This is a genomic window from Bacillus sp. Nf3 (assembly GCF_003028545.1).
GTDB lineage: Bacteria > Bacillota > Bacilli > Bacillales > Bacillaceae > Bacillus > Bacillus safensis.
In genome coordinates this window covers 64,512-83,861 of sequence record NZ_PYUA01000009.1, presented here as the reverse complement: position 1 = coordinate 83,861, position 19,350 = coordinate 64,512, and the positions used below count along the sequence as shown (strand labels likewise).

At 41.5% G+C, this 19,350-nt stretch carries 26 protein-coding genes and 2 tRNA genes; 11 read left to right on the top strand and 17 right to left on the bottom strand.

Annotated elements, in window-relative coordinates:
- Positions 1 to 59: 59 nt before the first annotated feature.
- Together C9414_RS17765 and C9414_RS17760 are read right to left on the bottom strand one after the other, a co-directional pair.
- Positions 60 to 133: transfer RNA gene (locus C9414_RS17765), tRNA-Gly, on the bottom strand.
- A gap of 11 nt (positions 134 to 144) precedes the next feature.
- A tRNA-Arg gene (locus tag C9414_RS17760) sits at positions 145 to 221 on the bottom strand.
- A 371-nt stretch (positions 222 to 592) separates the two neighbouring features.
- On the opposite strand from C9414_RS17760, the gene gltP reads away from it, so the two are divergent.
- Positions 593 to 1,843: a glutamate-aspartate/proton symporter GltP gene (gene gltP / locus C9414_RS17755; RefSeq protein ID WP_107164206.1), complete on the top strand. Its 1,251-nt coding sequence runs from the start codon at positions 593 to 595 to the stop codon at positions 1,841 to 1,843.
- A gap of 36 nt (positions 1,844 to 1,879) precedes the next feature.
- Here the strand turns inward: gltP and C9414_RS17750 are convergent, their stop codons facing one another.
- Both C9414_RS17750 and C9414_RS17745 read right to left on the bottom strand, forming a co-directional pair.
- Complete coding sequence (locus tag C9414_RS17750) at positions 1,880 to 2,899, bottom strand: S66 family peptidase (RefSeq protein ID WP_107164203.1); 1,020 nt, start codon at positions 2,897 to 2,899, stop codon at positions 1,880 to 1,882.
- A gap of 78 nt (positions 2,900 to 2,977) precedes the next feature.
- Positions 2,978 to 3,853, bottom strand: coding sequence for a DMT family transporter (locus C9414_RS17745; RefSeq protein WP_107164202.1), 876 nt, complete (start codon positions 3,851 to 3,853; stop codon positions 2,978 to 2,980).
- A gap of 298 nt (positions 3,854 to 4,151) precedes the next feature.
- Between C9414_RS17745 and C9414_RS17740 the strand changes: the two genes are divergently transcribed.
- Both C9414_RS17740 and C9414_RS17735 read left to right on the top strand, forming a co-directional pair.
- Entirely contained in the window at positions 4,152 to 4,877 is a 726-nt protein-coding gene (locus C9414_RS17740; RefSeq protein ID WP_107164201.1) for an AzlC family ABC transporter permease, read from the top strand.
- Positions 4,874 to 5,200, top strand: a complete 327-nt coding sequence (locus C9414_RS17735) for an AzlD domain-containing protein (RefSeq protein ID WP_039176830.1) — start codon at positions 4,874 to 4,876, stop codon at positions 5,198 to 5,200. The genes C9414_RS17740 and C9414_RS17735 overlap by 4 nt, the downstream gene beginning before the upstream one ends.
- A gap of 36 nt (positions 5,201 to 5,236) precedes the next feature.
- Here C9414_RS17735 and C9414_RS17730 read toward each other — a convergent pair whose 3' ends face one another.
- Positions 5,237 to 5,899, bottom strand: coding sequence for an O-methyltransferase (locus C9414_RS17730; protein ID WP_107164200.1), 663 nt, complete (start codon positions 5,897 to 5,899; stop codon positions 5,237 to 5,239).
- 148 nt (positions 5,900 to 6,047) lie between these two features.
- Positions 6,048 to 6,233, bottom strand: coding sequence for a CsbD family protein (locus C9414_RS17725; protein WP_107164199.1), 186 nt, complete (start codon positions 6,231 to 6,233; stop codon positions 6,048 to 6,050).
- Positions 6,234 to 6,357: 124 nt separating this feature from the next.
- Here C9414_RS17725 and C9414_RS17720 point away from each other — a divergent pair, with 124 nt between their 5' ends.
- Entirely contained in the window at positions 6,358 to 6,909 is a 552-nt protein-coding gene (locus C9414_RS17720) for a GNAT family N-acetyltransferase (protein WP_107164198.1), read from the top strand.
- A 4-nt stretch (positions 6,910 to 6,913) separates the two neighbouring features.
- Here the strand turns inward: C9414_RS17720 and C9414_RS17715 are convergent, their stop codons facing one another.
- On the bottom strand, positions 6,914 to 7,501 hold the full coding sequence (locus C9414_RS17715; RefSeq protein ID WP_047204134.1) for a LysE family transporter: 588 nt from the start codon (positions 7,499 to 7,501) through the stop codon (positions 6,914 to 6,916).
- Between the two features lie 110 nt (positions 7,502 to 7,611).
- Here C9414_RS17715 and C9414_RS17710 point away from each other — a divergent pair, with 110 nt between their 5' ends.
- Positions 7,612 to 8,175: a helix-turn-helix domain-containing protein gene (locus tag C9414_RS17710; protein WP_107164197.1), complete on the top strand. Its 564-nt coding sequence runs from the start codon at positions 7,612 to 7,614 to the stop codon at positions 8,173 to 8,175.
- Between the two features lie 33 nt (positions 8,176 to 8,208).
- Here C9414_RS17710 and C9414_RS17705 read toward each other — a convergent pair whose 3' ends face one another.
- The 6 genes from C9414_RS17705 to C9414_RS17680 form a co-directional block, all read right to left on the bottom strand.
- A complete protein-coding gene (locus tag C9414_RS17705; protein WP_039176812.1) occupies positions 8,209 to 8,502 on the bottom strand; it encodes a hypothetical protein in 294 nt (97 codons plus the stop codon).
- A 351-nt stretch (positions 8,503 to 8,853) separates the two neighbouring features.
- Positions 8,854 to 9,906, bottom strand: a complete 1,053-nt coding sequence (locus C9414_RS17700; RefSeq protein ID WP_060698065.1) for an LLM class flavin-dependent oxidoreductase — start codon at positions 9,904 to 9,906, stop codon at positions 8,854 to 8,856.
- A 17-nt stretch (positions 9,907 to 9,923) separates the two neighbouring features.
- The gene (locus C9414_RS17695) at positions 9,924 to 10,547 is read right to left on the bottom strand and encodes a nitroreductase family protein (RefSeq protein ID WP_039176810.1); all 624 of its coding nucleotides are present in this window, start codon (positions 10,545 to 10,547) and stop codon (positions 9,924 to 9,926) included.
- Positions 10,531 to 11,004 (bottom strand): MarR family winged helix-turn-helix transcriptional regulator, encoded by a 474-nt coding sequence (locus tag C9414_RS17690; protein ID WP_039176806.1) that lies wholly within the window; start codon positions 11,002 to 11,004, stop codon positions 10,531 to 10,533. Before C9414_RS17690 ends, C9414_RS17695 begins: the two co-directional genes overlap by 17 nt.
- A 108-nt stretch (positions 11,005 to 11,112) precedes the next feature.
- The gene (locus C9414_RS17685) at positions 11,113 to 11,655 is read right to left on the bottom strand and encodes a dihydrofolate reductase family protein (protein ID WP_107164196.1); all 543 of its coding nucleotides are present in this window, start codon (positions 11,653 to 11,655) and stop codon (positions 11,113 to 11,115) included.
- A gap of 85 nt (positions 11,656 to 11,740) precedes the next feature.
- Positions 11,741 to 12,292, bottom strand: a complete 552-nt coding sequence (locus C9414_RS17680) for a TetR/AcrR family transcriptional regulator (protein WP_107164195.1) — start codon at positions 12,290 to 12,292, stop codon at positions 11,741 to 11,743.
- A gap of 148 nt (positions 12,293 to 12,440) precedes the next feature.
- Between C9414_RS17680 and C9414_RS17675 the strand changes: the two genes are divergently transcribed.
- From C9414_RS17675 to C9414_RS17665, 3 genes are all read left to right on the top strand, one after another.
- Complete coding sequence (locus C9414_RS17675) at positions 12,441 to 13,064, top strand: GNAT family N-acetyltransferase (RefSeq protein ID WP_107164194.1); 624 nt, start codon at positions 12,441 to 12,443, stop codon at positions 13,062 to 13,064.
- Positions 13,065 to 13,132: 68 nt separating this feature from the next.
- Positions 13,133 to 13,528: a VOC family protein gene (locus C9414_RS17670; RefSeq protein ID WP_024425420.1), complete on the top strand. Its 396-nt coding sequence runs from the start codon at positions 13,133 to 13,135 to the stop codon at positions 13,526 to 13,528.
- Positions 13,525 to 14,064: a GNAT family N-acetyltransferase gene (locus tag C9414_RS17665; RefSeq protein ID WP_107164193.1), complete on the top strand. Its 540-nt coding sequence runs from the start codon at positions 13,525 to 13,527 to the stop codon at positions 14,062 to 14,064. The genes C9414_RS17670 and C9414_RS17665 overlap by 4 nt, the downstream gene beginning before the upstream one ends.
- Here C9414_RS17665 and C9414_RS17660 read toward each other — a convergent pair.
- Complete coding sequence (locus C9414_RS17660) at positions 14,061 to 14,330, bottom strand: YesK-like family protein (protein ID WP_039176789.1); 270 nt, start codon at positions 14,328 to 14,330, stop codon at positions 14,061 to 14,063. The two genes, C9414_RS17665 and C9414_RS17660, sit on opposite strands and share 4 nt — an antisense overlap.
- Before the next feature lie 54 nt (positions 14,331 to 14,384).
- On the opposite strand from C9414_RS17660, the gene C9414_RS17655 reads away from it, so the two are divergent.
- Positions 14,385 to 14,858, top strand: a complete 474-nt coding sequence (locus C9414_RS17655) for a GNAT family N-acetyltransferase (protein ID WP_047204140.1) — start codon at positions 14,385 to 14,387, stop codon at positions 14,856 to 14,858.
- Here C9414_RS17655 and C9414_RS17650 read toward each other — a convergent pair.
- The 3 genes from C9414_RS17650 to C9414_RS17640 form a co-directional block, all read right to left on the bottom strand.
- Positions 14,853 to 15,638 (bottom strand): GNAT family N-acetyltransferase, encoded by a 786-nt coding sequence (locus tag C9414_RS17650; protein WP_107164192.1) that lies wholly within the window; start codon positions 15,636 to 15,638, stop codon positions 14,853 to 14,855. The genes C9414_RS17655 and C9414_RS17650 overlap by 6 nt on opposite strands.
- A 127-nt stretch (positions 15,639 to 15,765) precedes the next feature.
- Positions 15,766 to 16,968, bottom strand: coding sequence for an MFS transporter (locus C9414_RS17645; protein WP_058837406.1), 1,203 nt, complete (start codon positions 16,966 to 16,968; stop codon positions 15,766 to 15,768).
- Between the two features lie 31 nt (positions 16,969 to 16,999).
- Positions 17,000 to 17,605, bottom strand: a complete 606-nt coding sequence (locus tag C9414_RS17640) for a TetR/AcrR family transcriptional regulator (RefSeq protein ID WP_107164191.1) — start codon at positions 17,603 to 17,605, stop codon at positions 17,000 to 17,002.
- 309 nt (positions 17,606 to 17,914) lie between these two features.
- Between C9414_RS17640 and C9414_RS17635 the strand changes: the two genes are divergently transcribed.
- Both C9414_RS17635 and C9414_RS17630 read left to right on the top strand, forming a co-directional pair.
- Positions 17,915 to 18,367, top strand: a complete 453-nt coding sequence (locus C9414_RS17635; protein WP_107164190.1) for a MarR family winged helix-turn-helix transcriptional regulator — start codon at positions 17,915 to 17,917, stop codon at positions 18,365 to 18,367.
- Between the two features lie 56 nt (positions 18,368 to 18,423).
- Entirely contained in the window at positions 18,424 to 19,317 is an 894-nt protein-coding gene (locus tag C9414_RS17630; protein ID WP_107164189.1) for an alpha/beta fold hydrolase, read from the top strand.
- Positions 19,318 to 19,350 lie beyond the last annotated feature (33 nt).

Here is a 19,350-nt window from a genome sequence, read left to right as displayed (position 1 = left end):
AAAACTCGAATTAACAGGTACGTTTTGTCTTGTTTAGTTTTCAAAGATCATGTTCAAAATGGAGCGGGTGATGAGAATCGAACTCACGACATCAGCTTGGAAGGCTGAGGTTTTACCACTAAACTACACCCGCGTGGTTTGTATTGGCGCGCCCGAGAGGAGTCGAACCCCTAACCTTTTGATCCGTAGTCAAACGCTCTATCCAATTGAGCTACGGGCGCTTAATCAGGCGACTTAATTATCTTAACATATCGTTTTTATTAAGTCAACATCTTTTTTGAAATTTGTTTGCCGCATCCGTGTGAACATCTGTATTTCAAATACGTCATCAGCGACGAATAAAAATATACCATGGATCACATAAAAGGGTCAATACATTTTTCTAAAAAAGTTTCATGTTTTTTTAAAATTGATTTTTTCTTAGATCAATAGACATGTAATAGCCCTATTTTCTTCTCTTTCTTCATAATTCCAATGATTCTTAAATAAAATCTTTCTAAATACAAAGGAGGACAAAACATGGCCACATAGAATTTTTATTTATTGGAAAATTCTTAATATTTTTCCAAGCATTTAAAGGAGGTAGGAGATGATGAAAAAGTTTATCGCTTTTCAGATCATGATCGCTTTGGTGATAGGAGCTCTTATCGGCCATTTCTTCCCTGACTTCGGAATGGCTCTGCGGCCAATTGGAGATGGATTCATCAGGCTGATTAAAATGATCGTTGTTCCAATCGTTTTCTCTACCATTGTTATTGGTGCAGCCGGCAGTGGCGGCATGAAGAAAATGGGCAGCCTTGGATTAAAGACGATCATTTGGTTTGAGGTCATCACAACCATCGTTCTTGGGATCGGGCTATTATTGGCAAATGGTCTAAAGCCTGGCGTTGGTCTCGATTTCTCTAAATTAGCTAAGAAAGATATTGGGGAATTAGATGGTTATACTGAGAAGGTTGTTGACTTTAAACAAATGGTATTAGATATCATTCCAACCAATATCGTCGATGTTATGGGTCAGAATGATTTACTTGCTGTTATTTTCTTCGCCATATTATTTGGTGTAGCGGCAAGCGGCATCGGTAAAGCATCTGCTCCTGTTCTCACCTTCTTTGAATCAGTGGCACAAATCATGTTTAAGCTCACACAGATGGTGATGGTAACAGCACCTATTGGGGTTCTTGCATTAATGGCTGCTTCTGTCGGCCAATATGGCATTGTTTTATTAATCCCAATGATGAAGCTTGTCGGGACTGTTTTTTTAGGATTATTCATTATTCTCTTTGCTTTATTCCCTCTGGTCGCACTGATCTTCCGTTTTAACTACTTCGAAGTATTAAAAATGATTTGGGATTTGTTCCTTGTTGCCTTCTCTACTACGAGTACTGAAACTGTCCTTCCTCAATTGATGGAACGAATGGAGAAATACGGGTGTCCAAAAAGAATCGTTTCCTTCGTGATTCCATCTGGCCTTTCTCTCAATTGTGATGGATCGAGTTTATATTTATCAGTTGCCTGCGTATTCCTTGCACAAGCGTTTGGTGTCGACATGAGTCTGTCACAGCAGCTTTTGATGATGCTTGTTCTTGTGTTAACGAGTAAAGGGATTGCAGCTGTGCCATCCGGTTCACTCGTTGTTCTTTTGGCAACCGCTCATGCAGTCGGTCTTCCAGCAGAAGGCGTTGCCATTATAGCCGGTGTTGACCGAATTATGGATATGGCACGAACAGGCGTGAATGTTCCAGGGCATGCCGTTGCTTGTATTGTCGTATCTAAATGGGAAAAAGTATTCCGCGAGTCAGCTTGGGAAGTTCCAAAAGCAGGTAAAGAAACAAAAGGGATGTAATGTTATATGAAGGAAAGGGGTACGCCCTTTCCTTTTTTATGCTAAAAACGTTTGCTTTAGTACGGCTTTTCCTCGAGGATGCAGCTGCACTTCTGCATATGCCCCATTAATCAGCGTCATTTGCGGCGGGACATGTCCACAATCTATATCGTAAAAAATGGGGATTTGTAGTTCCTTTTGTAATTCTTCATATACATCCTGATACTGATACCCTTCAACAGGCACATCTACTGCACTTCGCCCAAACAACATACCTGAACAGTGATCAAACCACCCTGCTAGTTTTAATTGAACAAGCGATCTCTTCACACTTGCAGCATTTAATTCGCAGTTTTCGAAATACCAAAGAATTGGTTCATCTTTTATGAATGTTTTCTGAAAAGTTTTGACGTCCCCATAAGGTGTCCCTGCTAAATGACGTATGACATCAATGCAGCCACCCATCAGTCTTCCCTTCACTTTCATTTCTTGTTGATCAACTGTATGCCATGCGGTAGGTTCTGTTAAATGAAAGACATGTTTACTCGGATTGTCATGCTGCCATTCCTTTTGATACATAGATGAAGAAAACTGGGTTATCTCCGTCTCCTCTTTTGCGGAAAGTGTTCGCTCCCACATGGCAGTCGTTTGATCAAGCTCTTCTCCTCTTAGATCGACTAAGTTCGGTCCATGCGCTGTGGCAATGCCTGTTTTCAATGTCAACGCCAGCAGGAGTACACTCGTATCTGAGTAACCAAGAATCCACTTTTTTTTCATCGATGAGAAATCGAGGTGCTCTAACACTTCCATAAGCAACTGTCCTCCCCATGGCGGGATGATGTGATCAATCTCATCACATGTCATCATGTACTGAAGTTCGTTTGCTCGTTCTATCGCAGGGGCAGATTTTGCCTTTGTCTGCTGCCAGACCGTCTCTCCACATATGACATCATAGCCTCTATTTTTCATTCGTTCACATGAAAGCTTAAACATATCATGTAAAGTTGGCTGTACACCTGAGGAAGGTGCAGTGACGCCAATTGTTTGTCCTTTTTGCAAATGCGGAAATTGAATCACTCTGCTTCCCTCCAATCTCTATCTCTCTTATCCTATCCATTTTAGAGAAAATGCCCCTTTTATAAGGGACATCTCTTTTTATTCTTTTTGGCGCAGTACAGTATAGACTCCTGCAAAGATACATAGAATCCCAATGAATGAGCGTATCCCCATCTCTTCACCTAAAAGCAGCCAGCCAAGAGCTGCCCCTACGATCGGTTGAAAGAAAAAGAACAGACCGCCGCTCGAGGCATCCATCAATTGAAGCCCTCTATTCCACAAAAAGAATGCAAGAGCTGTTGAGATGATGCCTAGATAGAGAATACCGCCCCAAATCTCCGGTCTTGCCATCTGCTCCACATCTAGGTGAGGTAAACGAAATAAAACAGGTGGTGTTAAGACAATGAATGCAATGATGATCGCATATGTGGTCGTCACCACTTGAGGGTACTTTCCTGGAACTCGTTTAAGCAAAACAGACATGAGCGCCCATGTAAAAGCAGCGATGACGAGTGAGAGACCGCCAATAAATTCATCTGTTTGCACTGCGACTGGTCCAATCATGAGCCATACACCTGCTGTAGCAAGCAGGATGGATGCGCATTTTCTAACAGTCATGGCTTCTTTTAATAGAAAGAACGCAAACAGCACCATAAAAGCAGGGGTCGCAGATGTAATCACAGCCCCCATTTGTGCAGATGTATACATGGTGCCGATTTCTTGGGTCACAATTGATAGGAAATTTCCGATCAATCCGATCATTACAACAAGCGGGATATCTTTTTTATCTAATCGAAAGGAATAGCCCAAGCGCCATATGGTGCACACCAGCACAATTCCTGCTACAGCATATCTCATCCATACAAGCTCAAGCGGCGGAACCACCGCTACTGTTACTTTGACAACAACGTACATGCCGCCCCAATTACTTGCAGCGATTGCTAGGTAAAGAGCGCCTATATATTTTTCATTCATCTTTTCCCCTCCGTTACTGGATATATTGATCGCCATATCCACAGAACGGAGATCACTCTCCGTTATGGACGGAGGGTGTTTGGTACATCATGTTCAAATAAAGGCTTCCATTGCATTGTCGTCACCTCATTTGTTTTTATTTTCAGACTACTTTATAACAAATTCTGGTTGACTTCAATCCTTTTTTGTCACCATTTTTCTTCATATAATAGAAGATAAACGGGTCTTGACATGCTGAATTCGTTTTCATATAGTAAGTAAAACTATAGATCGTCATGCAGAGAAGGAGTAGAGGTCGTTGGATATTGAAGCTAGGAAACACATTCCCAGCACGGAACACGAACCATTTCTCGAGGGAATAAAAGATTGTGTGCCAACCCTGCTTGGTTATATGAGTATCGGGTTTGCCTTTGGAATTGTTGGAATTAGTGCACAGTTGAGCTTATGGGACATTGCACTTCTAGCAATCTTTATTTATGCTGGTGCTTCACAGTTTATTATCTGTGCACTGCTTGTCACGGGAAGTCCCCTTTCCGCTATTATTCTCACTACATTTATTGTGAATCTGCGTCATTTATTACTCAGCCTGACGCTGGCTCCTCATTTTACATGCTACTCTTTAAAACAAAATATCGGATTCGGTCTCTTGCTGACTGATGAATCCTTTGGCGTAGCCATGAATAAATTAGCTCAGCATGGAAAGCTGAATAACCGGTGGATGCACGGACTGAACATAACGGCTTATTTATGCTGGATTGCGGCCTGCATACTTGGCGGCATTTTTGGACACTGGATTTCAAATCCTGAAGCGCTTGGTCTTGATTTCGCTTTATCAGCGATGTTTGCTGCACTGCTAGTCCTTTCGTTACAGACAGTTCCCAAAAATAAGTTAACTCATCGCCTGTCACTTGTTTTGTATATGGTCATTGCCATGTTTGTTCTGCTTCATTTTGTTCCCTCACACGTGGCTGTTCTGTTAGCCACCATGATTGTCGCAACCATTGGGGTGGTGACAGATAAATGATCAGCAGCTTTATGTTATGGCTCATTGTTGGTTGTATGATCGTCACCATCATTCCAAGAGTCGTACCCTTTATATTTGTCCGAAGTATTCAGCTGCCTGAAGTGGTGCTGAAATGGTTATCGTTTATTCCTATTTGTATCTTTACAGCTTTGATTGCAGAGCATCTCTTCATCCATACAACAACAGGCACAGGCGTCACTATCCATTGGATGTATCTTGCTGTCTTGACTCCCACTGTACTCATCGCTGTTTGGACAAAAAGCTTGTCACTTACTGTTCTTGTCGGCGTCATGCTGATGGGCACTGCTAGATGGTTTTTCTAAAAGAAAAAGCTTAACCACATGTGGTTAAGCTTTTTTTCATTTGACGATTCCGTATACAAATCCATCATAACCTTTTTCACCAACAGTTTGAATCGCTGTTGCCTCTATTCTCGGTTCTTGTTTGAGTAAATCAAAAAATTCACGAGTTCCTTGCACTCGTTCATCCCCACTAGAGTCATGAAGGACTGCTCCATTTCTGACGACATTGTCCGCAATAACGACTGTTCCCTTTTTTGAGAAATCTAACGCCCACTTTAGATATTTCGGATTGTTTGGTTTATCTGCGTCAATGAAAATCAAATCGAATGGAAGCGCAGCCCTCTCTTTTAACTGAGATAACGTATCTAATGCCTTTCCTTGCAAAATGCTCACTCGTTCCGATAAGCCCGCTCTGCTGATGTTTTGCTGTGCGATCTGTACATGATGGCTGTCAGCCTCTAATGTGATGAGTTCTCCATCCTCTTCAAGAGCACGCGCAAGCCAAATAGTACTGTATCCACCAAGTGTTCCGATCTCTAAAATGCGCTTTGCATTCTTCGTTTTTGCTAATAAATAAAGCATTTTCCCTTGGGCTGGTGACACATCAATTGCTGGCAGACCTGCTTGCTTATTATGAGTAAGGGCTTGCTCCAATACGTCATCTTTAGGAATCAACTTGTCTATGATATACTCGTCAACTTTCTCCCACACGTGCTCCATTTCATCCATCTCCCTTGATCATGTCTTCTATCTCAAGTCTACATGATGATCGTGAGAGCGTATAATCAATTCTTTTCACACATCTATTCATTTTTTTGATGAAAGACATGCGATGATGAATACATGAAGCAACGCACTGGTTTCAAATCTACTGGTTCAGCTTATTTTTGACATCGCCTTTTTTATCTTGAAGTTTTCCTTTTGCTTGATCCTTTTTCCCTTCTGCTTTCAGGTTTTGTTGATCCGTTGCTTCTCCAAGCTTTTCCTTGACTTGACCTTTGACTTGATTTGTTTTTCCTTTCGCTTTATCCATATGTCCTTTTTCTTCACTCATTTGTTCCACCTCCAAGTTTGATACTATTCATTTAGCCTTTTTGAAAGATACAAAACATCTGAGTGTGCGATGTACACGTTTCAGGTATGATAGACATACTGGAAAGAAGGGTGGGTGTTCATCAATGATCATCTCTGAAAAAATATTCACAGTTCGTGAGTTGACCTATCATATTCGGTCCGCTTCAGCTTCCGATGCTAAACAGTTATCAGCTCTCAGACTGAAAATCGATGGTGAAACAGAATATTTAGACCGTGAACCAGGCGAAGCCTTTCTTGATGAAAAAGCATTTGAGGCTTTGATTCAAGAGGATACCAAGCAAAGCCGGCATTTATTTTTGGTCGCTGCTATTGAAGGAAAGATTGTCGGTTTTTCAAGATGCGAGGGCCATTCACTCAAGCGCTCTGCTCACAAAGTGACATTTGGCGTCGCCATCCAGAAAGATGCTTGGGGCTATCACATTGGGAAAGAGCTTTTAGCCGCCTCAATTGACTGGGCAGATCAGCAGGGCATTCAGAAGATCTCTCTTCATGTGCTTGAAACGAACAAAAAAGCCATTCGGTTATATGAGAACCATGGCTTTTTGATTGAAGGTGTATTAAAAAAAGATAAACGGCTGAGTGACGGATTATATTATGATACTGTTGTGATGGGCAGGCAGCGGCCAAGTTCCTGACCACTTACATAACGTAGCCCCATACCATTGAAACCGCACTGTAAATTAGAAGCACCCCCATCACATAATGGAACGGTCTTTCATAAGCAGTCAAAAAGCGCTTATACAAAGACCCAAATAAGCTCCAGCTGAATGTACCGAGAAAGCCAATAAGTGCGAGAATCAGCGTCCATATGACATACTGCATATTAGATTGTCCATATGGCAAAACAAATGTTGAAATCACAGTCAATCCATACAAGATCGCTTTTGGGTTGATAAATTGCAGCATCATACCAGGGATAAAATGATTGTAGCGATCAAGTGTTTCGTCATCACCGCCTTTACTTTTCATGATTTTGACCGCTAAATAAATCATGTATGCGGCTCCGATGAACGCCATGACCCAGCCTATTTTCGGCATCACTTGATAAAGAATGATATTAAAGAAGCAGCTCAAACACAAAATAACGAGAAATCCGATACCCACACCTAAACAAAAGCGAAATGTTTGCTTGACCCCATATTTATTCGTAAAGACCATGGCCATGATGTTGTTTGGCCCTGGGGTAAAGCTGCTAACAAAAGCATAGATCAACATAGATACAATCAAGATGCCGCCCCCCTTATACGTTATTTAGACTTTAATTACTTTATTACGTATATTACGTTTTATTGTAACGTTCGGTCTTTATAAAGTAAATAGAGAAAGGAGCTTTTTTCATGGAAGACGTACAATCGATTATTTCTAAAAATGTGAGGCTTCTTAGAGATCAAAAAAAATTAAGCCTCGAAAAGATGGCAGAATTAACTGGTGTCAGCAAGACCATGATTGGACAAATCGAAAGAGGAGAATCAACCCCTACCATCACGACTTTGTGGAAAATCGCCAACGGATTAAAAGTATCTTTTAGTGAGCTCATTTACGCACCACAGCCTGAAATCAAGGTGGTACGCAAGGAGGATGCACAGGTTTTAACTGAGGACGACGGCCGTTATCGCGTATACACGACTTTTCCTTTCGATGACCGTGGGAAATTTGAAATGTACCGAGTAGAAATTGACCGAGGCGGGTCGCTGCGTGCGAGTGAACACATTGGGGGAACAGAGGAATTGATCACTGTTTTTGAGGGAGTCCTTGATTTATCCATTGGTGATGAACAATACACCTTAAAAGCCGGAGACTCCATTCGTTTTAAAGCGGACCGGACGCACACGTATAAACAATTCGGAGAACAAATGGTACGGATGCAAATGATTCTTTATTATCCTCAAGAAAAAAGCTGACAGGCTTGTCCACCTGTCAGCTTTGTGTTTTATTTAATTAAATCCCGGATCGCGTACCACTGTGCCAGTAAATGTGACACTATATTTTCCTAATCCTAATTCTTTAATAGAGGTTTGTTCTAAAATACCGACCCAGCCATCCTCTGCATATACAATACTGTCTGGGATGTTTGAGGTCGTATATGTTCTTGTTACTGAAACAGTTCGACTGGCCTGAGCCGTTATTTCACTGTTTGTTTGCTCCTTTGCTTCCACTGGAGCAGTTGTGACCCCAGCACCCGTTAAGACAATTGCTCCAACCAAAACAGAAGACATGACCTTTTTCATAAAAAAATCCCTCCCTTTTTTTGTTGAACGTATAAACTATACCATAATTTAGAACTTTCGTAAGTTTATTTTTTCATTTTTTTGAAAATTATGATATCATTGTCTTATGCTGGATAGAGTGTGTTACATACTTCTATGCTTTTATCCTCATCTCAACCTAGTGAAACAATTGTGAACGGAGGTGATTTCATGAAAAAATGGCTCATCTGTTTTCAACTTGTTTTCCTCTTCACCTTGGCGATCACACCAATTGCTTCTGCTGCCAAATGCCCTACAGTAAAACCATGTATCACTGATCCTTAAGCATAAGAAAAGGCCGATCAAGCCTATTCACTTGATCGGCCTTTTTATTTATTTTTGCTCTGCTTCCCAGCGGGCAACCTCTTCTCTTACTTTAGGAGCCACTTCTTTTCCAAATAGCTCAATGGCTTTTAGCACTTGATCATGCGGCATTGAACCAACCGGTACATGAAGCATAAAACGTGTGATGCCTACATTTTTTCTAAGATGAATGACTTTCTCTGCCACGGTATCTGGATCTCCTACATACAGCGCACCTTCTAAAGTTCTCGCTGCGTCAAACGTAGAACGAGTATAAGGTCCCCAGCCTCGCTCTCTCGCTAATGTGTTCATCACATGCTGTGTGGATGGGAAAAATTGATCTGCTGCCAGGTCTGTTTCTGCCGCAACAAATCCATGAGAATGTGATGCTACAGTTAATTTTTCAGGGTCATGTCCAGCGTGCACTGCCGCTTGCTTGTACAGTTGAACGAGCGGTGCGAACTGTCTTGGACTTCCGCCAATGATGGCAAGTACAAGCGGTAATCCTAGTAATCCAGCACGTACGACGGATTCACGGTTTCCTCCACTGCCGATCCAGATCGGAAGCGGATCTTGAACAGGTCTTGGGTACACCCCAACATCCTGAATGGCTGGGCGGTGCTTGCCGCTCCATGTAACACGCTCTGACTGCTGCAACTTCAACAACAAATCAAGCTTTTCTTCAAATAATTCTTCATAGTCATCAAGGTCATAGCCAAAGAGCGGGAATGACTCAATAAATGAACCACGACCTGCCATAATTTCTGCACGTCCGTTTGATAGTCCATCTAGCGTTGCAAAATCCTGAAATACACGAACAGGATCTGCTGATGAAAGGACTGTCACTGCACTTGTCAGACGAATATTTTTCGTTTGTGTTGCTGCAGCCGCTAAGACGACAGCTGGATTCGATGCGGCGAAATCCTCACGGTGATGCTCACCTACGCCAAATACATCGAGACCGACTTGATCTGCTAAAATAATTTCTTCTACTACTTCTCGAATACGCTGTGCATGACTGACTGTTTTTCCTGTTTGAAAATCAGGTGTTGTTTCGACAAATGTACTAATTCCTAGTTCCATGATTGGAACCCCCTATCTTATAAATATGTCACAAATTCAGAAACTGGCTTTCTATAACCTCTCGCTTGTCTGCTCTCTACTTTTTCTTTTCCAAGTGTAATCATTAACACAGGAACCAAATCTGATTGAATGTTTAATACCTTTTTCATTGCTTCGGGATCAAAACCGATCATCGGGCAAGTATCCCAGCCTTTATTTTTAGCGGCAAGCATAAACAGCATGGCAGATAAGGAAGCATTGCGGATCGCCTCTTCCTTCTGGAAATCTGCCCCTCTCTGCTCATAAAAGCTCATGGTCTCTCTGACCATTTCTTCATATTGCTGCGTATTTAAAATGCCTAGCATTTTCAGGCCTTCATATATGTCCCCTGCGTGCTCATAAGCGTTTGGATCTCCGAGTACGATGATCGCTGCTGAAGCAGAGTGCACTTTATATTGTCCAAATGCCGCTTCTCTTACTTGTTCTTTCAGCTCTTCTGTTTGGACGACAACATATTGTGTGTGCTGTAAGTTAAAAGCAGATGGTGCCAGCTTGACCTCTTCAAATATGCTGTTAAGTTCTTCTCTCGAAATCGAGATATTCGGCAAAAAATTTGATGCAGATCGTCTTTCACGTACCAATGTATCAAAGCTGAGTGTCATCTTGTTTCCCCTTTTCGCGAAGTTGTTTTGCACCTAAACCGATTTTTTTTAGTAATTCAATGAGCTGCTCTTTTTCTTCTTTTTCAATAAAGGATAGATTTTGCGAAATGACCTCTGTGTGTTTAGGGAAAATGTCGTCAAACAATTGCTTCCCTTTTTCCGTAAGCTGTACATGGAATACCCGCTTATCTGAAGGCGCACATTGCCTTTTCACCAGTTCTTGTTTTTCTAGTTTGTTCACGACATATGTCATACTTCCACTTGGGATTGACAAGATGTCGCTAATTTTTTGAACAGGCTGAGGTCCTTTACTGTAGAGCAATTCAAGGATCTGAAAGTTTTCAAATCCGATATCATAATGTTCAATGTCTTTTTGGATATTTGTAAAAAGGGCTTGATAGGCTTTCATCCATACGCGGAATAGCCTTAAATCTAATTCATGATCATGCTGCACCATGGCAACTACTCCTTTTTCAAGAAATCCTAAAACTAGGATAAATTTATCCTAACACTAGGATATTTTCTTGTCAATGAGTTTGTTTCATGAAAAAAAGACCACCTTGGTTCAGTGGTCCTCTTCTTTTAAGGTGAAATGCATTTCAGCAATTTGTTTATATTGATGTACTTCCTGTAATGAAAACTTGGATTCCAGATCCGCTGGCGAAAAGAGAGGAATTCCTCTTCCAATGATGACAGGTACGATTTGAAGAAAAAGCTCATCCACCAATTTTTCTTTTATGAAAGATTGAAGCAGTCCCCCGCCGCCGACAATCCAAATATTCCGGCCTGTTTCATTCTTTAATTTTTTCACAAATGATAAGACATCTTCGCGAATGATATGGGTTCCTTCCAGACTGTCTTGTAACGTACGTGACATGATATAACATGTCTTTCCTTCATAAGGAAATTCATCTGGTGACAGCTGAAGAACTTGTTCATATGTATTGCGCCCCATGATCAGCGTATCGACTGACGCATAAAAGGTGTCGTAGCTCGTTTCATCTTCGCCCTCTGTCCCTATTAGCCAATCGAGCCTGTGATCCTCTCTCGCTAAATATCCATCGATACTCATCGCCCCATAAAAAAGCAGTTTTCTTTTCTCACTCAATCCCACCACTCCCTTACCTCAAATAAGAACATATATTCTATTTTATCAAAAAGGAAAGACAAAGGCTACATAACTTTCTCCCTTTTTACGATTCCTGTTCCACCTTGACGAGAAGCTCGTATAATTTTTGCGCGAGCTTGCCGGCATCAATGGTCATTTCTTCATGAATCCATTCCTCTAGTACCCCCACGACACCAGATACGACAAAAGAGGCCTCTATTTGTTCATTCTCTGTAATAGGACGCTGATCAAGCTGCCACTCTTTCATGATTTTTTCTTTGAAAAAGGCTTTGAATTGATTGGTCGTTGGTCCATTTGGTTTTACAAATAACATCAACATATACTGATTCTCTTTCAAGTATTCAGTCGTTTTGTTTAAAAAGGAAAGCATATCAAGAGGGTCCTGACTTGGAAAGGTTTCATCATATAACCCCCCGAGCTGATCGAATAGTTCTTTCTCAAGCTGTTCATATAAATCAAACACATCTTGATAGTGCAAATAAAAGGTTCCCCTGCCTAAATCCGCTTTCCTTGATAGCTCTGATACCGTAATCTGCTGCACTTCCTTTTCCTTTAACAGCTCAAGGAAGCTTTCCCGAATGGCTCTTTTTGTTTTGATTGTTCGTCTGTCCTTCATGAAATCCCCTCCGTTTTTGAACAATCAGGCCCTAACTGTCTAATTATGAACAGGTTATCATGCATTGCCGATGTTCGATCTCTTTACTTCTTATTATAATCAACACATGTTCAATAATATATATCTGTTCAAAAAAGGAGGCCATCATATGCTTCATTTCAGACTTGCCAGAGAGGATGAACTGCCTCAAGTGGCAGAGTTGTTAGATGATTCGTTTCAGGACTATTCATTTTTTGACTTATTATGTGAAAAGGTCTCAAAGCGCTCTGCTTTCGCTCGTCAGCTGCATTTGGTCAATACAAAGGTGTATTTTCAGCATCAAATCTGTTTTGTCGGGGTTGAGAACGAGAAGGTTGTGTCTGCTGCCCTTTTAAAGCATCCGCATCTTCCTGAACCAGGCGTCATGAATTATGTATTGTCAGGTGGGTTAAAGCTGCTCTTCACTGGCGGTATATCGGCCATTCAGCATGTGTTCCGTGTTTTAAAGGAGGCGAAAAAAGCGTGTTCTTCCTTAAAGAAGCCTTACTGGTATTTAGAAGCACTTGTCGTGGCAAAAGACCAACAAGGAAAAAAACTCGGAAGCCGCATGTTAAAGCAATGCCTTTTTCCCTTTATCGCCCGGCAAGGCGGCGGACTGTTCACACTGATTACACACAACGAGGCCAATCGTCATTTCTACCGGAAAAATGGCTGGATGGAGTTTGATGAAAGGGTATTGCGCGGAAAGGAAATGTCCTTGGAAAGCTGGAGCTATAAAACCGTGATTAAATAAGGTATCCTCTTTAGGTGATGATATAATAGAGTCAGTTCAATCAATGATCATACTTGGAGGAGAGACTGATGATACGACGACTTGATCATATCGTGTTGACTGTACAACATATGGAGGACACCATTCGCTTTTATACAAACGTATTAGGGATGAAGGAAGAAACTTTTGGTGAAGGCCGTAAAGCGCTTCGTTTTGGTTTACAGAAGATCAACCTTCATGAAGCTGGTCATGAATTTGAGCCAAAAGCGGCTCATCCTCTTCCTGGATCTCATGATTTGTGCTTTATCACCGATTTAGACATGGACAGTTTGCTGCTGCACCTTCGGAAGCAAGTGGTCCCGATTGAAGAGGGGCCGGTCAGACGCACCGGTACATTAGGTCCCATTGAATCTGTTTATATCCGTGATCCTGATCTGAATTTAATTGAAATCTCTCGATATATAGAGGAGGGTGATCCGTCATGACTCGTATATTTTTGAGACCGATTGAAGAGCAAGATTATCCTGGTATTCAAAGAGGGTGCCAGCATGCAGAAACACTTCATATGACTGGCACACCAAAAACGTTCACACTAGAAGAAATTCGATCCGCCTATACCCGTTTTTTGCAGGATGACAGCAGACGAGATTTCGCCATTTGTCTGCTGGATACGAAAGAGATGATTGGAGATGCGGCGATTGTGGACATTGATCCAATCAATCATACGGCAAGCTTCCGCATTGCGCTTCACGGGCCGGAGCATTTTCAAAAGGGCTATGGCACTGAAGCTGTTCGGATGGTTCAAGCATTTGCCTTTGACACATTAGAACTCAACCGTCTTGAGCTTGAAGTCTTTTCCCACAATCCAAGGGCCTTTCGAAGCTACGAGAAAGCCGGATTTCAATATGAAGGAAAAAGACGCCAAGCGCTCTATTTCAACGGTACATACTCAGATGTCATCATCATGGGCATCCTTCGTGAAGAATATAAAAACATGATGAATACAGATGCTCCTGCTTAAGAAGGGTCATCTTTTTTAAAAAATTGAATCCCAGTGACGATGATTAAACAAATGATGGAAGAGAGAACGATAGAGACGCTTGATAGACTGAGCGCCATGCCTTCCCATCTACCAATAAAGAGACTGACAATCAATAAAACCAAACCAAATAAAATCAAGCATATAGGGACAATGAACCCCGCATGACGCTGCCGGCTTCTTTTCCCTGCCCACCATGAGAGACACAAAATAACGATTGTAAAAATAGCTGTTTGCAGCCAGAACATGTGATATCAACTCCCATTCTCTTTTTTGAACCTTTAACAACGGAGGTACTTCAAATGAACATTAGACCCATCGAGCAAAAAGACAATCCGTATATCGCAGCGATTATCCGCCAGTCACTAGAATCAGCGAATCTAGCAATTGAAGGAACAGCCTACACTGACCCCCAACTTGACCAGCTTTTCGAATACTATCAATCATTGACTCATGCAGCCTATTGGATTGCTGAAGAGCATGGTGAGATTGTGGGTGGTGTAGGGATTGCTCCATTCACAAATGGAGTATGTGAATTACAAAAGCTTTATTTAAGTCCAAAAGCACAAGGAAAAGGTGTGGGCAAAAAACTGATGGATACGGCGCTGGAATATGCCTCTACATACTACGAAGCGTGTTATTTAGAAACCCGCCGGGAATTAACAGCGGCTATAGGCCTTTATCAGCGATACGGCTTTTCTCTTCTTTCAAAACCGCTTGAAGGCTCTGAGCATTCTGCAATGGATGCTTGGTATCTCAAGACCTTCTCATCATGAACCATAAAACAATCGATAGGTTTTGATCCTCTGAAAGCCTAACTTCTCTGCTAGTTTGATTGAAGCAAGGTGATGGACATCGCAATCCCAATGCGGTGTCCTCTTTTTTTCAAGACAGATGCTGATCATATGCTGAGCTGCCAGCAGCGCCAAACCTTTTCCTCGATAAGTCTCATCTGTCCAAATATCTATCTCTGCACGATCTTCACTTGAAAAAATAGAGACACACTCACTCACCACGTTCTCTCCATCTAAAATGGCAATCCCGATTCCCTTTGATAGAAAGCGAGCTGTTTCTCCCCAATAGGCTTCGTAATAGCTAGGAGGAAAAGCCCTGCTTGCAGTCATCACCTGCTCATTTGTCCGCTCTACTCTATAGCCTGGATGAGACGCTGTGACATGAGAATGTGTCTGTGAATAAACGTACGCATGTCTTTCCATCTCATTCAAATGTGACCCAAGACATTTTTTCATCATCGCATCTGTTGATGGATTTGCTGAAAATATGGTGAACCGGGCATTTTGTCTTTTCTGCCTTTCGTACACATCCACAATAAAGACTGAACAGCGTAACAGCTCCGCTTCACTCCTTCCTGCCACATAATAAATGCCGCATGGAGCTTCGAGAAAATATACAAGCGGATGTGCTTCATTATCTACATAAAGATGTCCTTGTATCATGCCATCCATGACCGCATCTACAAACACTGGATATGCCGGATCGATCTGCTTAATTCCTTCTTTCATTGCTGGTGTCTTTTGCCGTTCCAAGAGATGCACGATTTTTCCTCCTTTCCTTCCATTATAAAGAAAAAGCTGCTGACATACAGGACTCTTTTCAGCAAAAGGAATTCTTCTGCATCAATAGCGCAATTTAAAAAAGAGACCTTATTTAAAAGGTCTCTCATTATTCTGCCGCTGCCTCTTCTGTCACTTTTCCCTTCCAAATCAGGGTTAAGCCTAATCCAAGAAATAAGACAACACCTGCGAATAGAAATGGGAAGTGAATATTTTGGTCAAATAAGATGCCGCCAAGTGCCGGCCCGAAAATCGTGCCTAGGCTTGTGTAGGTGGAGTTCATTCCTGCGACAAATCCTTGCTGGTTGCCAGCGATTTTCGATAAGAAGGTCGTTAATGCTGGACGCAATAAATCAAACGCAAGGAAAATAACACATGTGACAATCAAGACAACCAAAAAGCCTGACACAACGGTTGAAACGAAAGCAAGGACAGCCCCGATAATCAGACATAGCTGAATGACTCTTTTTTCTCCTAGGGTATTTACCAGTTTACCAAACACAAGTACTTGGATGATGACTGCCACAATCGAGCTGACGGTAATGATCACGGCAATATCTTTTGGACCAAATCCAAACTTATGATTTGTGAACAAGCTAAAGACTGTTTCATATGCAGATAGTCCAAATGCGAGGACAAATACAATGATAAAGGCAATGAGGTAGCTTGGATGAATCGATTTTTTCAAATCTTTAAAGAAAGTCGATTCTTTCACTTCATTCATTTGCTTCTCTCGCTCTTCTTTTGTTAAAGGCTCCTTCAGCATAAACATAGACGAAATGACAGCAATAAACGCAATCCCTGCTGCAAAGAAGAATGGCAGGCGTACGCCGTATTCTGCAATAAACCCGCCAATTCCCGGGCCAATGATAAAACCAGTACTAATGGCCGCAGAAACATAGCCCATCGCCTTTGATCTTTCTTGAACGGTCGTAATATCTGCGACATACGCAGTGACAGCAGGCATGATAAATGCCGCACTAATTCCGCCTAGAAGCCTTGCAACATACAGAACGTACACGTGTGTTCCAAGACCAAAAACGAGTTCTGATAACGCGAATAGGAACAGCCCAGACACAATCATAATCTTTCTTCCGTAGCGGTCTACCCATCTCCCTGCAATCGGTGATGCGATGAGCTGAGCAACGGCAAATGCCGCCACAAGATATCCCATCGTACTCCCTGTTAGATGCATCACATTCATGAATAGCGGCATGACAGGAATAATGAGACCAATGCCTAAAAACGCAATAAATATATTACTTAATAGAATAACGAGTACAGCTTTTTGCTCACGAATCGGTTTTTGCATGATGTTTGTTTCCCCTTTACTGACTCACTTGTTACTCATGATGGTTGATTCCGTGAATAAACAATGAGATCGCCTCTTTTTGTAACTCTTTCTTCTGCTCAATGGTGTCATTTTTATATAACACGTCTAATCCATAAAAAACGGAAAGTAATATTTTCACTTTTGACTCCACATGTTGGATCGACCAGCTGCCATCTTTGTTTCCTTCAAGTAAGATATCTCTCATCACATCATCAAAATCGACATCAATCTTGTTCAGCCGTTCCATGACTTCATCTGATGTAAAGGCGCTGGCACAAAATTCCTCACTCGCTCTCATTAATGGGTAGTTAATCCCTATTTGACTGAGCAGCTCTGCAAATCCCGCAAGCTTATCAATAGCTCGGTTCAGTGTTTTCTTTTCCTCATGCCACGTTTCCATCATCAAACGATGATCCTCTTCCATAATATGAAGAAACAAAAACTCTTTTCCTTTGAAATGGTGATAGAGATTACCTTTACTCACCTCAGCAGCCTCTAAAATATCGCGCACGGATGTTTCTGAATAACCTTTTTTCGCAAATAAATCACGAGAAGCGGTGACGATTTTTTGCTTCGTCTTCTCACTCTTTCCAGCCCCGCTTTGGGTACTTGTCATGTGTCACAATCCCTTTCTACCCTACATTTCTTAATGTGAACAAAATAAAACCGACCAGTTGGTTTATTTTTTATTATAAATGGATTTTCCTCATAATACAATGAAAATGGCATCGATTCATAAGGCGTAATTCATGTAAAAACAAACAAAACAGTCATCTGCGTTATCACTAAAAAGGACTTATACGCATTTTTCTTCTGCGACCTTTTCATGGCTGCCTTGACCTACTACGTGTTCATCATTCATTTAATTTTCCTTTATATTTAACTTCACTTAAATATAAAAATTGCCTATAATAGAATAGAGGTGATGTCATTGGATGAGGAAATTATTCATTACAGTAAAAAAATCATTGAATACTCGAATGCTCTAGGCTCAATTTATGTAGAAGAGTATCAGCGATGTTTAAAATATGAGTATGCAGATTTATCAGCCAAACAAGAGCTGACGCTTGAGTTGCTGCGTACGAAAACGAGAACAATCAATGAATTAGCTGATTACTTTTCGATTTCTGCCAGCGCAGCTAGCCAGCTTGTATCAAGGCTTGAGCAGCTCGGCTATGTCACACGAGAAATTAATCCGCATAACCGAAGAGAAATCATTGTTGATTGTGCTCAAAAGGGCCATGACTATCACAAGAATACAGAAGACATTCAATTGCATCTAATTCAAAAATATTATGCAAAGCTTCCAAAAGAAGATTTAAAAACATTACTATCTCTATACGAAAAAATCTATCAGATTGCGAAAGAAGCGCCTTAATACGGTGTTTCTCTCCCCGACATTTAAGTTAACTAAACTATTAAGGGGCTGAAAATATGACAAGGATTCATTTACAAGATGGCCGGCACATCGGTTTGATTCAATACGGTGATCTTTCGGGGTTTCCAATTTTCTTTTTTCATGGAACACCTGGATCAAGAGTGATGTTTTTAGATGATGATCCAATCTCTCAAAAGCTCGGCATTCGTCTCATCTGTTTAGATCGACCTGGATTTGGTTTATCCACCCCACTACCTGACCGCACAATTTTAGACTGGGCAATAGACGTGCAGGAAGTGGCAGATAATCTTGGCATTCAACATTTTTCAGTGATGGGTGTATCTGGAGGCGGTGCATTCGCAGCTGGTTGTGCCTATCAATTGCCGGATCGCGTCCTTTCAGCCGCTCTGATCTCAAGTACAACCCCTTTTCAGGGCGGAAAACCGCCGAAAAGCATGCTGAAAGAAAATAAATTAGCCTTTTTCCTTAGTGAGAAGTTTCCTTGGCTATTGAAAGCAAGCTATCGTTCCCAGAAAAAAATGATTGAGAACAAACCAGAGAAATTTAAGAAGCTGGCCAAAAACGGGAACAAGCATTTACATCCATGGGATCGGCAATTCCTTCAAACCGATGAGCAGTTAGAAATGATGATGACACATTTACACGAAGCGACTCGTCAATCGGTGGATGAATGTATTCATGAACCCGTTTTACTTTCGAAACCATGGGCCTTCGATATGAAAGATATTCAAATCCCTGTTGATGTCTGGCATGGAAAAGAAGATACGATGGCTCCATTTGTAGAAATAGAAAAAATAGCTCGGGCGATTCCAAACGTCAAAACCCATTATATAGATCAAGCAGGGCACTTTCTTACTGATGTAGACGATATTTGGCGAAATATATTACGCTCTTTAAAGGAGCGGGCTGAACATCAGAAACTTGCATGAAAAAAGACCCGATATGACTCGGGTCTTTTTCTT

Coding starts and splice junctions, on each gene's coding strand:
- C9414_RS17670 (WP_024425420.1), top strand. CDS start 13,133: ATGATACGACGACTTGATCATATCGTGTTGACTGTACAACATATGGAG.
- gltP (WP_107164206.1), top strand. CDS start 593: ATGAAAAAGTTTATCGCTTTTCAGATCATGATCGCTTTGGTGATAGGA.
- C9414_RS17680 (WP_107164195.1), bottom strand. CDS start 12,292: ATGAAGGACAGACGAACAATCAAAACAAAAAGAGCCATTCGGGAAAGC.
- C9414_RS17745 (WP_107164202.1), bottom strand. CDS start 3,853: ATGAATGAAAAATATATAGGCGCTCTTTACCTAGCAATCGCTGCAAGT.
- C9414_RS17690 (WP_039176806.1), bottom strand. CDS start 11,004: ATGGTGCAGCATGATCATGAATTAGATTTAAGGCTATTCCGCGTATGG.
- C9414_RS17635 (WP_107164190.1), top strand. CDS start 17,915: ATGTCATTGGATGAGGAAATTATTCATTACAGTAAAAAAATCATTGAA.
- C9414_RS17655 (WP_047204140.1), top strand. CDS start 14,385: ATGAACATTAGACCCATCGAGCAAAAAGACAATCCGTATATCGCAGCG.
- C9414_RS17730 (WP_107164200.1), bottom strand. CDS start 5,899: ATGGAGCACGTGTGGGAGAAAGTTGACGAGTATATCATAGACAAGTTG.
- C9414_RS17665 (WP_107164193.1), top strand. CDS start 13,525: ATGACTCGTATATTTTTGAGACCGATTGAAGAGCAAGATTATCCTGGT.
- C9414_RS17720 (WP_107164198.1), top strand. CDS start 6,358: ATGATCATCTCTGAAAAAATATTCACAGTTCGTGAGTTGACCTATCAT.
- C9414_RS17630 (WP_107164189.1), top strand. CDS start 18,424: ATGACAAGGATTCATTTACAAGATGGCCGGCACATCGGTTTGATTCAA.
- C9414_RS17710 (WP_107164197.1), top strand. CDS start 7,612: ATGGAAGACGTACAATCGATTATTTCTAAAAATGTGAGGCTTCTTAGA.
- C9414_RS17735 (WP_039176830.1), top strand. CDS start 4,874: ATGATCAGCAGCTTTATGTTATGGCTCATTGTTGGTTGTATGATCGTC.
- C9414_RS17705 (WP_039176812.1), bottom strand. CDS start 8,502: ATGAAAAAGGTCATGTCTTCTGTTTTGGTTGGAGCAATTGTCTTAACG.
- C9414_RS17675 (WP_107164194.1), top strand. CDS start 12,441: ATGCTTCATTTCAGACTTGCCAGAGAGGATGAACTGCCTCAAGTGGCA.
- C9414_RS17700 (WP_060698065.1), bottom strand. CDS start 9,906: ATGGAACTAGGAATTAGTACATTTGTCGAAACAACACCTGATTTTCAA.
- C9414_RS17640 (WP_107164191.1), bottom strand. CDS start 17,605: ATGACAAGTACCCAAAGCGGGGCTGGAAAGAGTGAGAAGACGAAGCAA.
- C9414_RS17725 (WP_107164199.1), bottom strand. CDS start 6,233: ATGAGTGAAGAAAAAGGACATATGGATAAAGCGAAAGGAAAAACAAAT.
- C9414_RS17695 (WP_039176810.1), bottom strand. CDS start 10,547: ATGACACTCAGCTTTGATACATTGGTACGTGAAAGACGATCTGCATCA.
- C9414_RS17645 (WP_058837406.1), bottom strand. CDS start 16,968: ATGCAAAAACCGATTCGTGAGCAAAAAGCTGTACTCGTTATTCTATTA.
- C9414_RS17660 (WP_039176789.1), bottom strand. CDS start 14,330: ATGTTCTGGCTGCAAACAGCTATTTTTACAATCGTTATTTTGTGTCTC.